The sequence below is a fragment of the Geodermatophilus nigrescens genome (assembly GCF_900129495.1).
Lineage (GTDB): Bacteria > Actinomycetota > Actinomycetes > Mycobacteriales > Geodermatophilaceae > Geodermatophilus > Geodermatophilus nigrescens.
Genome location: NZ_FQVX01000004.1, coordinates 1 through 14,050 on the forward strand (window position 1 = coordinate 1; position 14,050 = coordinate 14,050).

The 14,050-nt window shown below is 74.3% G+C and carries 15 protein-coding genes; 6 read left to right on the plus strand and 9 right to left on the minus strand.

All coding sequences use genetic code 11. The features are described 5' to 3' along the window. The first annotated feature begins 171 nt into the window (after positions 1 to 171). Positions 172 to 759 carry a class I SAM-dependent methyltransferase gene (locus tag BUE37_RS19055; protein WP_217651328.1) on the plus strand — a complete coding sequence of 196 codons (588 nt, stop codon included), beginning with the start codon at positions 172 to 174 and terminating at the stop codon, positions 757 to 759. A gap of 6 nt (positions 760 to 765) precedes the next feature. Here the strand turns inward: BUE37_RS19055 and BUE37_RS19060 are convergent, their stop codons facing one another. From BUE37_RS19060 to BUE37_RS19070, 3 genes are all read right to left on the minus strand, one after another. Beyond that, positions 766 to 1,029: a hypothetical protein gene (locus BUE37_RS19060; protein ID WP_073422038.1), complete on the minus strand. Its 264-nt coding sequence runs from the start codon at positions 1,027 to 1,029 to the stop codon at positions 766 to 768. Further along, the gene (locus tag BUE37_RS19065; protein WP_073422039.1) at positions 1,026 to 1,562 is read right to left on the minus strand and encodes a DUF6188 family protein; all 537 of its coding nucleotides are present in this window, start codon (positions 1,560 to 1,562) and stop codon (positions 1,026 to 1,028) included. Before BUE37_RS19065 ends, BUE37_RS19060 begins: the two co-directional genes overlap by 4 nt. Positions 1,563 to 1,703: 141 nt before the next feature. Then, the gene (locus BUE37_RS19070; RefSeq protein ID WP_245794760.1) at positions 1,704 to 2,885 is read right to left on the minus strand and encodes a PucR family transcriptional regulator; all 1,182 of its coding nucleotides are present in this window, start codon (positions 2,883 to 2,885) and stop codon (positions 1,704 to 1,706) included. Positions 2,886 to 2,988: 103 nt separating this feature from the next. On the opposite strand from BUE37_RS19070, the gene BUE37_RS19075 reads away from it, so the two are divergent. Further along, the gene (locus BUE37_RS19075; RefSeq protein WP_073422041.1) at positions 2,989 to 4,089 is read left to right on the plus strand and encodes a ferredoxin reductase; all 1,101 of its coding nucleotides are present in this window, start codon (positions 2,989 to 2,991) and stop codon (positions 4,087 to 4,089) included. Between the two features lie 67 nt (positions 4,090 to 4,156). Next, the gene (locus BUE37_RS19080; RefSeq protein WP_073422042.1) at positions 4,157 to 5,368 is read left to right on the plus strand and encodes a fatty acid desaturase family protein; all 1,212 of its coding nucleotides are present in this window, start codon (positions 4,157 to 4,159) and stop codon (positions 5,366 to 5,368) included. Positions 5,369 to 5,426: 58 nt separating this feature from the next. Here BUE37_RS19080 and BUE37_RS19085 read toward each other — a convergent pair whose 3' ends face one another. From BUE37_RS19085 to dnaB, 3 genes are all read right to left on the minus strand, one after another. Then, positions 5,427 to 6,932, minus strand: coding sequence for an LGFP repeat-containing protein (locus BUE37_RS19085; RefSeq protein WP_073422043.1), 1,506 nt, complete (start codon positions 6,930 to 6,932; stop codon positions 5,427 to 5,429). Between the two features lie 187 nt (positions 6,933 to 7,119). After that, on the minus strand, positions 7,120 to 9,018 hold the full coding sequence (locus tag BUE37_RS19090; RefSeq protein ID WP_073422044.1) for an Ig-like domain-containing protein: 1,899 nt from the start codon (positions 9,016 to 9,018) through the stop codon (positions 7,120 to 7,122). Between the two features lie 206 nt (positions 9,019 to 9,224). Further along, positions 9,225 to 10,595 carry a replicative DNA helicase gene (gene dnaB, locus BUE37_RS19095; RefSeq protein ID WP_073422045.1) on the minus strand — a complete coding sequence of 457 codons (1,371 nt, stop codon included), beginning with the start codon at positions 10,593 to 10,595 and terminating at the stop codon, positions 9,225 to 9,227. A gap of 474 nt (positions 10,596 to 11,069) precedes the next feature. On the opposite strand from dnaB, the gene BUE37_RS19100 reads away from it, so the two are divergent. Next, positions 11,070 to 11,918 carry a helix-turn-helix transcriptional regulator gene (locus BUE37_RS19100; RefSeq protein ID WP_073422046.1) on the plus strand — a complete coding sequence of 283 codons (849 nt, stop codon included), beginning with the start codon at positions 11,070 to 11,072 and terminating at the stop codon, positions 11,916 to 11,918. A gap of 9 nt (positions 11,919 to 11,927) precedes the next feature. On the opposite strand, the gene BUE37_RS19105 is transcribed toward BUE37_RS19100, so the two are convergent. Beyond that, positions 11,928 to 12,383, minus strand: coding sequence for a MarR family winged helix-turn-helix transcriptional regulator (locus BUE37_RS19105; protein ID WP_139253068.1), 456 nt, complete (start codon positions 12,381 to 12,383; stop codon positions 11,928 to 11,930). Between the two features lie 71 nt (positions 12,384 to 12,454). Between BUE37_RS19105 and BUE37_RS19110 the strand changes: the two genes are divergently transcribed. After that, complete coding sequence (locus BUE37_RS19110; RefSeq protein ID WP_073422048.1) at positions 12,455 to 12,982, plus strand: hypothetical protein; 528 nt, start codon at positions 12,455 to 12,457, stop codon at positions 12,980 to 12,982. Continuing rightward, positions 12,975 to 13,259: a hypothetical protein gene (locus BUE37_RS19115; RefSeq protein ID WP_073422049.1), complete on the plus strand. Its 285-nt coding sequence runs from the start codon at positions 12,975 to 12,977 to the stop codon at positions 13,257 to 13,259. The genes BUE37_RS19110 and BUE37_RS19115 overlap by 8 nt, the downstream gene beginning before the upstream one ends. An 82-nt stretch (positions 13,260 to 13,341) precedes the next feature. Here BUE37_RS19115 and rplI read toward each other — a convergent pair whose 3' ends face one another. Both rplI and rpsR read right to left on the minus strand, forming a co-directional pair. Further along, positions 13,342 to 13,797 (minus strand): 50S ribosomal protein L9, encoded by a 456-nt coding sequence (gene rplI, locus BUE37_RS19120; protein WP_073422050.1) that lies wholly within the window; start codon positions 13,795 to 13,797, stop codon positions 13,342 to 13,344. 2 nt (positions 13,798 to 13,799) lie between these two features. Continuing rightward, positions 13,800 to 14,036 (minus strand): 30S ribosomal protein S18, encoded by a 237-nt coding sequence (gene rpsR / locus BUE37_RS19125; RefSeq protein ID WP_073422051.1) that lies wholly within the window; start codon positions 14,034 to 14,036, stop codon positions 13,800 to 13,802. Between the last annotated feature and the right edge of the window lie 14 nt (positions 14,037 to 14,050).

The window sequence follows — 14,050 nt, forward strand, 5'->3', positions numbered from 1 at the left end:
TGCAACGCGTCCACGACCGGTGGCGCACCTGGCGACCCGACGGCACCGAGATCCTCATCACCACCACCCGGCTCCGCACCTGACCCCACGACCCGACGCGCCGCCGCCCACCCGGACGGCGGCCCGGCGGCATGCCCGGGTGCGGCCGGCGGGCGTGCGAGGGTGGACGGCGTGACCGAGAACCTCTGGGTGCGCATGACGCAGGCCGATCCCGGCCACTCGGCCGCCTACGTGCAGCGCTTCCGCGACCTCGCCGCCGGCGGGATGGACATCGTCGGCGAGGCCCGGCTGGTCGACGCGATGCTGCCCCGCGGGGCGCGGGTGCTCGACGCCGGCTGCGGGCCCGGCCGGGTGGGCGAGCACCTCGCCTCGGTGGGTCACGACGTCGTCGGCGTCGACGTCGACCCGGTGCTGATCGCCGCCGCCGAGCAGGACCACCCGGGGGCGCGGTGGCTGGTCGGCGACCTCGCGGAGCTCGACCTGCCCGACCGCTTCGACGTCGTCGTGTGCGCCGGCAACGTGGTGACCTTCCTGGCGCCCTCGACGCGGGTCGAGGTGCTGCGGCGCTTCCGCGCGCACCTCGCCGACGGCGGCCGGGCGGTGGTCGGCTTCGGCGCCGGGCGCGACTACGCCTTCGACTCCTTCCTCGACGACGCCCGTGCCGCCGGCCTCGAGCCCGACGTGCTGCTGTCGAGCTGGCACCTGCACGCGTTCACCGCGGACTCGGACTTCCTGGTCGCGGTGCTGCGCCCCTCGTGAGCCCGGTCAGCTGACCTCGGCGAGCCACCCGACGACCCGCAGGTCGCCGTCGAGGTGGACGACGAGCGTCTGCCCGTCGGCACCGCGCAGGTGCGCCTCGAACAGGCCGTCGCCGTCGACCTCCAGCCACTCGATGGTCGCGCCGGGGTGGTCGGCGAGGGCGGCGGCGGCCACCTCGACGGCGACGTCGGCGGTGAGCTCCGGCGGGAGGGACGGGCGCGGACGGCGGACCCAGGCGTGCCGGCCGACGGTCTCGTGGGTGCGGTTCATGGCGGACCTCCTCGCTGCCCGCGGCGCCGGGGCGGTGCCGCGATGGGTCCGACCCTCGCGGCCCGGCCTGGCAGGACCCTGTGCACGGCGTGCCAGTTCGCCGCGACCCGCCGCCGGCCGGCACCTGCCGCGTTCCGGGCCGCGGGCGGGCACCCCCAGATCGCCAGCCCGCCACCGGGCATGCAGACGACCTCCGCCCCTCCCGGACCGTCGTGGGCGCAGGCCTCGTACGAAGGGTCCGGGGCGCAGCGCAACGTCGTCGGCCCCACGGTGAACGACAGGGCACCCGTCGCGTCGACGCCCGCGTCGCGGGCCGTGGTCCGCAGCCAGGGATGCAGGGGCGCGACGCCGTCGAGGGAGGTCGGCTCGACGCAGACGCCTGACTGGCCGGCGACCGTCACCGGGCATGCGAGCGTCAGCAGCGAGCCGTCGTCGAGGACCACCTGGACGTCACCGACGCCGACGCGCACCTGGTCGGCCGACCGCCCGTCCAGCGACCGCAGCAGCCGGTCGGCCTCCTCCACGTCGCCCACCCGATCAGCGTCCCAGCCCGTCCTCGTCGCGTTCAGGGCGCGACTCCGCGATCATGGAGCTCGCGTGACGACACGCGGGGAGACGGCGGCGTGTCGCCACCGCAGGTCCATGATCGCGGGGACGGCGGCCCGCAGCCAGGGTCAGCGGGCACCGAGGGCGAGGGTCAGCTCGAGCACCGTCGTCGGGTCGTCGAGGCGGGCGCCGTACAGCTCGCGGAGCTGGCCCATCCGGTAGCGGACCGTCTGCGGGTGCACGAACAGCTCGGCGGCCACCTGCTCGCGGCGGCCGTGGTGCAGCAGCCACGAGCGCAGCGTCTCCAGGAGCTTCTCCCGCGGCCCGGGACCGAGGTCGTCGAGCGGCGCCAGCACCTGCGCGCGCAGGTCGGCCAGCGCCTCGCCGTCGGCCCGCAGCACCAGGTCGGCGAGCCGGACCTCGGTGTCCACCGGCGCCTCGCCGTCGGGGAGCAGGCCCAGCTGCAGCGCCCGCAGCGCCCGCGAGTACGAGGAGCGGGTGTCCTGCCACGGCCGCGCCGGGCCGACGACGGCGCCTCGGCCGGCCAGCGAGGACAGCAGCGCCGCGCGCGCGAAGCCCTCGGCGTCGGGGACGAGCAGCACCGCCCGCTCGGTGGAGGGCTCGGCGCCGGGCAGGTCCTCGCCGGCCTGCAGCGTGCGGGAGTCGAGCACCCCCAGCGCGCCGCGGGCGTCGGCCTCCGGCAGCAGCACGGCGGTGAGGGTGCGCGGCGGCGTCCAGTCCGCCCGCTCGGCCGCGACGTTCAGCTCGTAGGCGGGCGCGCCGGTGACCAGCAGCTCCGCGAGCCGCTCCAGCTGCCGGCGCCGCTCGCGCCCGCTGGCCGCGAGGTGGTCGGCGTGGCCGGACGCGCTCGCCGCCGACAGCCGGTCGATGTAGGCGAACACCAGCTCGGCGAAACGGGCCAGCGACCCCGCGGGCATGCCGGCCGCCACCGCCGTCGCGCTCAGGTGCCGCCACGCCACCCGGGCCCCCACTCGGTAGGCGGCCAGCAGCGCGTCCATCGACCGGCCGGTGCGCGCCTCCCCGCGGCCCAGCGCATACGCGCCCTGGATGGCGGGGTCGATCGGCCGGCTGGCGTCGACCCCGCCGGCCGAGGTGGCGAGCTCCAGGAACCCGGCGAGCGCGAGCTGGACGGCGTTTTCGATCTTGCGACCCATCGGCCCGCGGAACGCCTCGGCGTAGCTGGGGACCTCCACGACGATCGCCGCCACGGTCCGCTCGGCGACCGCCGGCAGCTCGGCCATCACGGCCTCCGCGACGTCGGCGGCGAAGGTCTGCTGCTGCACCGTCACGTGACCTCCTCGTGACCTCACTTGTTCGCTCCGAACAGTATCCGCGTCCACGTTCACGTCGAAGGCACAGGTAGTTACGCGAGCCGCAGGGAACTGTAGGGACATGACCGCGACCGTTCCGCGCCCTTCCCCGGCCCGGCCGGCCCTGAAGGCGCTGCGCGACCGCGCCCTGCGCCTCGCCGAGCTCGTCACCACGCCCCTGCTGCCCGCCGACTACCTCGACCTGATCGACCCGCTGCGGTCCGGCGCCGCGCTGCGCGGGCGCATCGAGGCGGTCCTGCCCGAGACGCGCGACGCCGCGACCGTCGTCATCCGGCCCGGCGCCGACTGGCAGCCGCACCGGCCCGGCCAGTACGTGCGGATCGGCATCGACGTCGACGGCGTCCGCATGTGGCGGGCGTACTCGATCACCTCCGACCTCGGCCGCACCGACGGCTGCTTCACGGTCACGGTCAAGGCCATCCCCGGCGGCAAGGTCAGCAACCACCTCGTCCGCCGCGCGGAGCCGGGCACCGTCGTCCAGCTCGACCAGGCCACCGGCGAGTTCTGCCTGCCCGCGCAGCTGCCGGCCAAGGCACTGTTCGTCACCGCCGGCTCCGGGATCACCCCGGTCATGGGCATCCTGCGCAACCACCCCGAGCTCGCCGACGTCGTCCTCGTGCACTCCGCGCCCACCGCCGACGACGTCGTCTTCGGCGCCGAGCTGCGGCAGCTGGCCGCCGACGGCCGGATCCGGCTGGTCGAGCAGCACACCGACACGGCCGGGATGCTCGACGCCGCCGCGATCGCAGCGCTCGTCCCCGACCACGCCGAGCGCGCCACCTGGGCGTGCGGGCCGGTCGGCATGCTCGAGGCGCTGGAGGAGCACTGGGCCGCCGCCGGCCTCTCCGACCGGCTCTACACCGAGCGCTTTCGCCCGAAGGTGCTGGTCGCCGGCGAGGGCGGCACGGTCACCTTCACGAAGAACGGGACGTCGCTCGAGGCCGACGGGGCCACCCCGATCCTCGACGCCGCCGAGGAGGCCGGCGTCCTCATGCCCAGCGGCTGCCGCATGGGCATCTGCTACGGCTGCGTCCTCCCGCTGCGCGAGGGCGCCGTCCGCGACCTGCGCACCGGCGAGGTGACCACCGCCGCCCCGGGCGACGGCGTCCTCGTCCAGACCTGCATCAGCGCCGCCGCCGGCGCCTGCGACATCGACCACTGAGCAGGACCCGGCTCACAGACCACCGACCCCCCTACGCGACACCGAGACCCAGAGGAGCCGCATAGACATGACCGTGCTGCAGAAGAAGGCCGACAACCCGATCGAGCACCTCACCCCCGAGGACATCGAGCTCATCGGGAAGGAGCTCGACGAGATCCGCCAGGGCGTGATGGACAGCCGCGGCGAGGCCGACGCGCGCTACATCCGCAAGGTCATCGACGTGCACCGCAAGATCGAGCTGGGCAGCCGTGCCGTCCTGCTGGCCTCCGGTTTCCCGCCGGCCTGGATCGCCGGGACGATCGGCCTGTCGATCGCCAAGATCCTCGAGAACATGGAGATCGGGCACAACATCCTGCACGGCCAGTGGGACTGGATGCGTGACCCGAAGATCCACTCCACGACGTGGGAGTGGGACATGGCGAGCCCGGCCGAGCAGTGGAAGCACTCGCACAACGAGCTGCACCACACGTACACGAACGTGATCGGCAAGGACAACGACCTCGGCTACGGCATCATGCGCGTCGACGAGGACCAGCCGTGGACGCCGATGTACCTCGGCCAGCCGCTGTGGAGCTTCATCAACGCCTGCTTCTTCGAGTACGGGATCGCCGCCTACGACCTCGAGCTCGGCGCCGTGATCGCCAAGAAGCAGACCGGCGACCCGGAGTTCCGCCGCCGGGCCAAGCAGGTGCTGGTCAAGATCGGCCGGCAGGTGCGCAAGGACTACGTCATCCACCCGCTGCTGTCGGGCCCGAACTTCGTCGCCACCCTGGCCGCGAACTTCACCGCGAACATCGTGCGGAACCTGTGGTCGAACTCGGTCATCCTCTGCGGGCACTTCCCCGAGGGCGTCGAGACCTTCGAGAAGAAGTCGATCGACGGCGAGACGCGCGGCGAGTGGTACCTGCGCCAGATGCTCGGCTCGGCCAACATCTCCGGCTCCAAGGCGATGCACATCCTGACCGGCAACCTGTCGCACCAGATCGAGCACCACCTGTTCCCGGACCTGCCGAGCAACCGGTACGCCGAGATCGCGCCGAAGATCCGTGACCTGTTCGACCGCTACGGCCTGAACTACCACACGGCGCCGCTGCCGCAGCAGGTCGCGTCGGCCTGGCACAAGATCATCCGGCTGTCGCTGCCGAACGGCTGGCTGCAGAACACCACCGCCCGCAACCTGCCCACCCAGCTGGGCAAGCTGTGGAAGATGACGACGGGCAAGCCGCGCGTCCGGCGCGTGCTGCTCCGCGAGCAGGCCGCCATGGCCGCCGCTGCCTGATCCACCGCGCACGACAGAGGGGCCCGGGACGACGTCGTCGTCCCGGGCCCCTCTGTCGTCACTCGAACCGGACGGTCACCCGGCCGTTGATCAACGTGATGTCCCCCCGGTAGAAGCGCTGGCCCTGGTTCCAGCCGGACCCGACGGCGTCCCCCGTGGGGTAACCCAGCCGGCCGTTCTCCCAGCCCTGGGCCGCCCAGGCGGCGAGGAAGGGGCCCTGGACGGCGTAGGCGGTGCCGGTGCCGAGCCACCCGCCCGTCTCACCGTTCCAGTAGAGCGAACCGCCCTGGAAGTGCTGGCCGCACCCGCCGCCGCGCAGGCCGCAGAACATCTCGGAGGTCGGGTACCCCAGGCTGCCGTACTCCCAGCCGTGCCGGGCCCACCGGTCGGCGAAACGCCGGTCGACCACCCGGGCCCCCGTCGCCGGCGACCAGTAGACCGAGCCGTTCTGGAAGTGCTGGCCGCACCCGCCGCCGCGCAGGCCGCAGAAGGTGTCCGAGGTCGGGGAGCCCAGCGGTCCGCGCTCCCAGCCCTGCGCAGCCCAGCGATCGCGGATGGGCCCGAGGACCGCGAGGACGCCCCAGTTGGTGTCGTAGAGCGAGCCGCCCTGGAAGTGCTGCCCCACCCGGTGGTGCACCCCGTGGAAGGGATCCGACGTGGGATAGCCCAGCGGCCCGAACTCCCAGCCGAACTGGCCCCAGCGGACGCCGGTCGGTGCGGTGACCACGTGCGCACCCGACCCCGGGGACCAGTACACCGAACCGGCCTGGAAGTGCTGACCGCAGCCGCCGTTCCGCAGGCCGCAGAAGGCCGCGCCGGTCGGGTACCCGAGCCGTCCCCACTCCCAGCCCTGGGCCGCCCACAGGTCGGCGATCGGCCCGCTGCGCACCGCCACCGCTCCGCTGGCGGGACTCCAGTACACGCTGCCGCCCTGGAAGTGCTGCCCGCAGCCGGTGTCCCGGAGTCCGCAGAAGGCCGCGGAGACGGGATAGCCGAGGGGGCCCCGCTCCCATCCGTCCGCCGCCCAGCGGTCCCGGATCGGCCCGTCGATGCGCACCGGGCTCGTGCGGGCGGACCGGTAGATCGACCCGTTCGCGAAGTGCTGGCCGCACCCGCCGTCCGGCAGGCCGCAGAAGGTGTCGGACGCGGGGACGCCGACGCCCAGGACCAGGGAGCTGAAGGCGCCCCCCGTCCGCTGCCAGGCCTGGACGAGTGCGCTGTCGGTGAGGGCGTAGGCCGCCGCGGAGCGGTCCAGCGACCAGAACAGGGACCCGTGGTCGAAGTGCTGCCAACAGACCACGTCGTCCATGCACAGCTTGGTCTCGCGTGGGGCGCCGAGCACGCCTGCCGGGCCGCCGAGTGCGGCGTACTTTGCCTCGATGCGGTCGCCGTCGATCCCCGGGAGACCGGCCGGAGCCGTCGTCGCCGGCGCGGACGTCACCTCCGCCGGGAGCGCCGGCTCCTCGGCGAGTGCCTGCCCGGGCGCGAGCAGCGCGCCGGCCAGCGTCACCGCCGCGACCGCGCCGTGCAGCCAGCGCGGTGCGCCGCGCCCCCGTGTCCCCATCGTCCGCTCCTGGTGCCTCGTCCCCGCACCGGCGCGGGGGAGGCGGACGCTAGGGGCGGCCGGCGAGGTCGACACGCCCGACACCCCGCCCGTCGGACGCACGTGACCGGGACGGGACCACGGCGGCGGATGACGAAGGGGCCCGGGACGACATGTCTTCCCGGGCCCCTCTGCGGTCAGCGGCCGGTCAGGGCCGCAGCGCCGGTGCCGCGTAGTTCAGCGGCAGCAGGAGGGCCGGGTCGCTGATCGGCACCTCCCACACCGCGTCGCCGCCGTCGGGGTCGATGACCTGCCCGGTGCGCAGGAAGGTCGCCACCTGCCGCTGGCCCTGCAGCGCCGCCGGGAGGGTCAGCTGCAGCAGGAAGGAGTGCGGGTTGTTGGCCGCGTTCGCCGTCCTGTCGTTGCGGTAGAGGCTGGTCCGCGACCACAGGTCCCCGGCGTCGACCAGCGTGTACGACGTCGGGTTGGGCACCGTCTGGTCACCGAAGGCCACCTGGACGACGACCCGCTCGGGCGCGATGAGCGGCGAGAAGGTCTCCGGGCTGCCCGGCCGGGACAGCCAGGTGGCCCGCGCCAGGTACTCCTGGATCGCCGCCGCCCCCGGCACGGTCAGCGTCACGGGGCCCTCGCCGCGCAGCGGCATCTGCTCCTGGAAGAAGCCGCGGGTCGGGTCGCTGCTGTTGAGCAGGCCGGCCGCCTGCAGCGCCTGGGTGGTCAGTGGCCGGAACGACGGCGACAGCCGCGCGATCTCGGTGATCGGGCCGCCGGGCACGTTGAGCACCGAGCGGGCGATCGCCGGGTCGGCGCCGGTGACCATCGTCCCGTAGATGCCACCGAAGCTCTGGCCGAAGTAGGTCACCCCGCGGCCGGAGAGGTCGGCGCTGCCGTTGCGGTCGACGTCGGTGCCCAGCGAGCGCACCAGGGTCATGACGTCCGCGGCGGTCTGCCGCAGCGCGTCCCGTGACGACGCCGCGGCGATCGCCCCGGTGGCCGAGGAGCCCTCGGTGTTGCCGATGACGCCGTCGCCGTTCTGGTCGACGCCCCGGCCGTAGGACGACAGCCGCGTCGTCTGGCCGCCGCTGGTGACGACCCACTCGCTGCCCGGCCCGTAGCCGTGGCCGACGACGTTGGTGCCGATCGTGGCGAGGCCGGCGTTGGCGTTGCCGACGGCGGCGAGGAAGACGCTCGTCGTCGAGGCGGTGAAGCCGTGGCCGAAGACCGCCGTCGGCCAGCCACCCGTCGGGGACGTGCCCGGCGGGAGGACGGCGACGATCGGCAGCCGGGCCTTGCCCACCGGCGCCGGGCCGCCGTCGCGGGTGGGCGTCTGCCGGATGGAGACGTCGGGCTGCAGCCACGACGGCGCCTCGTAGGAGCCGAAGACCAGCGTGCTGCCGGCCGGGTAGGGCGGGAGCACCACCGGGACGGTCTGGTCGGCGGCGCCGCGGTCCTGCAGCTGCGCGACCGTGGTGCCGGCCGCCGGGAAGACGCCCTCGATCCGCAGGCCCGGCACGATGCCCTGGGCGCGGAGGGCCGCGCCGCTCTCGATCTGCCGGCGCAGGTCGAGCAGGCCGTCGGTCGCGCTCAGCGTGGTGAAGATGTCCTGGGTGGCCTTGTTGTCCGGGCCGCCCTGCACCTTAAGCCGGTACGTCGTGCCGGGCGCGAGCTGCTCGGCCGGGTGGGCGTACAGGGTGTTGGTGGCCGGGTCCCACACGACGCGGTCGACGCCGGTGCGCCACCCGCCGTGCTCCTCCTGGACGGTGATGCGCGCGGCGGTCGCCGCCGGGTCGACGGGCGAGCTGAACCGCACGGCGATCCGCGGGTCCAGGTCGAAGCCGTCGAGCTGGTTGAGCGACTGCACCAGGCCGCAGGTGACCGGGGCCCCGCAGTCGGCCGTCGGGAGGGCGACCCGCCGTCCGGTCAGCTGGGCCGGGTCGCGGACGGTCAGGGAGTTCGACGGGAAGACCGAGAGGGGCTCGGCCTTCTGCGGGGCGGCCAGCGCGGGGGTCGCGGTGACCGAGAGGGTGGCCGTGAGGGCCAGCGCACCGAGGAGCGACGAGGTCGCCCGGTGCCAGCGTCGTTGCTGCACAGGCTTCTCCAGATGGAAGGGACGAACCGGTCCTTCCTAGCCTCCGGTGAGCCGTATCACAACTGGCGGGTGTTGCAGCCGGTCCTGCTCCACGTGGAACACCGGTGCCGACCGGGCCGTCGCCGTCCGCCCCGAGGACGCCGCAGCGGCCCGGAGCGGGGTGCTCCGGGCCGCTGCGGGCGCCTGGCTGGGTGGCCGTGTAGCGCCTAGTTGGCCATGTCCACGAAGCGGCTGTAGTGGCCCTGGAAGGCGACGGTGACGTTCGCGGTCGGGCCGTTGCGGTGCTTGACCAGCATGATGTCGGCCTCGCCGGCCCGCGGGGACTCCTTCTCGTACATGTCCTCGCGGTGGATCATCATCACCATGTCGGCGTCCTGCTCGATCGAGCCGGACTCGCGGAGGTCCGACAGCATCGGCTTCTTGTCCTGGCGCTGCTCCGAGCCTCGGTTGAGCTGCGACATCGCGATCACCGGGACCTCGATCTCCTTGGCCAGCAGCTTCAGGGCACGGGAGAACTCCGAGACCTCCTGCTGACGGCTCTCGACGCGCTTGCCCGACGTCATGAGCTGGAGGTAGTCGATGACCACGAGCTTGAGGTCCTGGCGCTGCTTGAGCCGCCGCGCCTTGGCCCGGATCTCCATCATCGTCATGTTCGGCGAGTCGTCGATGTAGAGCGGCGCGTCGGCCACCTCGCCCATCCGGCGGGCCAGCTTCGACCAGTCCTCGTCCGACAGCGTGCCCGCGCGCATGTGGTGCAGCGGCACCTTCGCCTCGGCCGACAGCAGCCGCATGGTGATCTCGTGCTTGCTCATCTCGAGCGAGAAGATGACGGCCGGCATGTGGTGCTTCACCGTGGCCGACCGGGCGATGTCGAGCCCGAGGGTCGACTTGCCCACACCGGGGCGGGCGGCGATGACGACCATCTGCCCGGCCTGCAGGCCGTTGGTCAGCTCGTCGAGGTCGCGGATGCCGGTGGGCACGCCGCGGGCGGTGCCGCCGCGGGAGGCGATCGCGTCGAGCTCGTCCATCGTGGGCTGCAGGACGTCCTCGAGGCGCGAGTAGTCCTCGCTCATCCGCTTCTCGGTGACCTCGTAGATCTCCTGCTGCGCGCGGTCGACGATGTCGTCGACGTCGCCCCGCCCGCCGGCCGCGCCGTAGCCGAGCTGCACCACGCGGGTGCCGGCCTCGACCAGCCGCCGCAGCGTGGCCTGCTCGGCCACGATCTGCGCGTAGTAGCCGGCGTTGGCCGCCGTGGGCGTGGAGGCGATGAGCGTGTGCAGGTAGACCGCGCCGCCCATCTTCGACAGCTGGTCGGTGCGGTTGAGCTCGGCGGCGACGGTGATCGCGTCGGCCGGCTCGCCCCGGCCGTAGAGGTCCAGGATGCAGTCGTAGATCACCTGGTGGGCCGGCCGGTAGAAGTCGTTGCCGGTCAGCTGCTCGACGACGTCGGCGATGGCGTCCTTGCTCATCAGCATGCCGCCGAGCACCGACTGCTCGGCGGCGACGTCCTGCGGGGGCTGCCGGTCGTACTCCGGCGCCGTGGCCTGCGGCCGGCTGAAGTCGTCGGCGACCGCCACCTGGTACCTCCCTGTGCTCGTGGGCGCGCGCGGACACAGCCCGGGCGGGAGCCCGGGCCCGGTGGGGGAGCACCAGGACGCGCGACGCTCGTGCCCGAACGTCCGTCCGAGCACGTTGCTACCGGGAGCCACCGACAGTTCTCCGCCGGGACCCGGTGCCGCAGAGGACGGTAGGAAACCGACGGCCGGTCCGTCCAACACCCGTGTGCACCGCGTTCTGCACAACTTGTGGACAAGTCGGTGGACAGCCCGAGTCGACATGTGGAGACGGGCGGGACACCGACCGGCCATCCGCGGGTCCTGCGGGTGTCACCTGCGGGCGCTCCGCCCACGGGCTGTGGACACGAAGAAGTCGGGCGATCCGACGTCCGGGCGTGTCGTGTCGTCCCGTCCGGAACACCGGTCCCAGCAGCCCACCCGCCGGGTCGTACGAGCCCCCGGGCGGCCCCGCGCGCGGCACGGGAGACTGGCCCGGTGGACCCCGCGGACCTCGGCAGCTACCTGTCCACCCGGCGCGCCCGCGTCCGTCCGGCCGACGTCGGCCTGCCCGAGGGCCCCCGCCGCCGGGTGCCGGGCCTGCGCCGCGACGAGGTCGCGCGGCTGGCCGGCACCTCGGTCGAGTACTACACCGAGCTCGAGCAGGGGAAGGCCACGCACCCGTCCCCGCAGGTGCTCGCGGCGCTGGCCCGCGCGCTGCGGCTCGACGGCGACGAGCGCGACCACCTGTTCCACCTGGCCGGCCTCGCGCCGCCGTCGTCGGGCGGCAGCGGGCACGTGCAGCCGGCGATGCTCACCCTGCTCGACCGCCTGGGGACGACGCCGGCGCGGGTCATCACCGACCTCGACGTGACCCTCGCGCAGAACCCCATGGCCGAGGCCCTGCTCGGCGACGCCGGGCCGCGGACCTGGCCGGCCGCGAGCTTCGTCTACCGCTGGTTCACCGACCCCGCCGCACGGGGCCTCTACCCCGCCGAGGACCACCTGCGGCACTCGCGGGAGAGCGTGGCCGACCTGCGCGCCGCCGTCGCCCGCCGGGGGCGCGACGACGAGGCCGAGGACCTGGTGGAGCGCCTGCACGCGGCCAGCGACGAGTTCGCGGCGCTGTGGGCCAGCGGCGACGTCGCCGTGCGGCGCAGCGTCCGCAAGCGGATCGTGCACCCGACCCTGGGCGTGCTGGAGCTCGACTGCCAACGCCTGGTCAGCGACGACGGCCGGCAGCGGCTGCTGTTCTTCACCGCCCCGCCCGGCAGCGCCGCCGTGGGCCAGCTGGAGCTGCTGTCGGTGGTGGGCCGCCAGGACCTCGGGACCCCCTCCGGGGCCTGAGCGCCCCCGTCAGGCGCCCGGCACCCGCCCGGCCAGTGCCAGGACCGCCAGGAGGGCCGAGCGGTCCAGCGGGGCGCCGTGGGACCCGAGCGCCGCGCCGAGGTCGGCGTCCAGCGCGGCCACCGCGTCGTGCCCCGCGGCGAGCAGCCGGCGCCCCTCGCCGGTCACCCGGAGCCCGGCCCGCCGGCCGCGCCCCGGGCCGGCGGGCTCGACGGCACCGAGCTCGACCAGCCGCCCGACGGTCGCGTGCACGCTCTGCGGCGTCACCCGCGCCCGCCGTGCCAGGTCGGTGTAGGAGAGCCCCTCGTCGCGGGCCAGGTGGCCGAGGACGCCGAACAGCCGCAGGGACAGGCCCAGCGGCGCCAGCCGGCTCCCCAGCAGGTCCTCCACCGCACGACCGGCGACCACGAGCGCCATCGCGGCGCTGTCCGGCGGCCGGTCTGCCGCTCCTCCGGGTCCCGTCACGGACGGATCCTCGCAGCACCGTCGGTTTCAGCCTGACTGATACCGTGGACGCACTCGGAGAGAGGAGTCCCATGGCCGCCGTGCTGCTCAGCGTCCACGTGGTCGTCGCCGTCGTCTTCGTCGGCGCGGTGACGATCGCGGTCAGTCTGTTCCCCCGCTACGCCCGGGAGGCCCTCGCCGACGGGACAGGCAGCGGGTCCAGCAGCGGGTCCATCAGCGGATCCGGCAGCGGGTCCGGAGCCGGGGTGCCGGCGCTGCGCCTGCTGCACCGGGTCACCCGCGTGTACGCCGTGCTGTCCCTGGCCGTGCCCGTCTTCGGCGTCGCGACGGCGAGCGCGCTGGGCGTCCTCGGGAACGCCTGGGTCCTCGCGTCGATGGCGCTCACGCTGCTCGCGGCGGGCCTCCTGGCCGGCGTCGTCCTGCCCGGCCAGCAGGAGCTGCTCGCCGCGGCCACCCGGACACTGCCGGCCGGCGGCACGCTCGTGGCGGCGCGGGCCCGCGTCGCGCGGCTGGCGGCGGCGTCCGGGGCCTTCAACCTGGTCTGGGTGGCCGTCGTCGTCCTGATGGTCGTGCGCCCGGGGTCGACCACCGGTGTCTGACCCGGCCGCCCGCCGGCTGGGCGTGGCCACCGCGGCCGAGCTGGTCACCCTCGCCGTCCTGCTGGGGAACCTCGCGACCGTGCACTGGGCGCCGCTCGCCTCGGCGGTCGGGCCGCTGCACGGCACCGCCTACCTGGTGACGGCGGTCCTGGCCTGGCAGCTGCCGCTGCCCCGCGGCGTGCGGCTGCGGGCCCTGGTGCCCGCGGTGGGCGGGCTGCTGGTGCTGCGGGCGGCCGCGCGGCGGGCACCCGGGACGGCGGCGCCCCCGAGCCCGTGACCGGCGCCCTCACCGGCCCCGGAGACGCCGCGGGGGGCGCCGGACACGGTGTCCGACGCCCCCCGGGCGGTGCTGCGGTGCGTCAGCCGGCGACGACGTCGATCGCCAGCTGGGTGGTGACCTCCGGGTGCACCCGCACGGTGACGGTGTGCTGGCCGGTGGTCTTGATGCTGCTCGGCAGCTCGATGCGGCGGCGGTCCAGCTCCGGGCCACCGGCGGCCGTGACGGCCGCGGCGACGTCGGCGGTGGTGACGCGGCCGAAGAGACGGCCCCCGTCGCCGGCGCGGGCCGGCACCCGGACGGTCAGGCCGGAGAGGCGGCCGGCCACGGCCTGCGCCTCCTCGAGCGACCGCACCTCGCGGGCGGCACGCGCCCGGCGCAGCGACTCGACCTGCTTCTCGGCACCGCGGGAGGCGACGATGGCCAGGCCGCGGGGGAGGAGGTAGTTGCGGGCGTAGCCGCCCTTGACCTCCACCGTGTCACCGGAGGACCCGAGACCGGTGACCTCCTGCGTCAGGATCAGCTTCTGGGTGCTCATGGTCAGCGCGCCGTCGAGGTGTAGGGCAGCAGGGCCATCTCACGGCTGTTCTTGACGGCCGTGGCGACGTCCCGCTGGTGCTGGCTGCAGTTGCCGCTCACGCGGCGGGCACGGATCTTGCCGCGGTCGGAGATGAACTTCCGCAGCAGGGTCGTGTCCTTGTAGTCGATGTAGGTCGCCTTGTCCTTGCAGAACTGGCAGACCTTCTTCTTGGGCTTGCGCACGGGGGGCTTGGGCACTGGGTTCTCCAGGT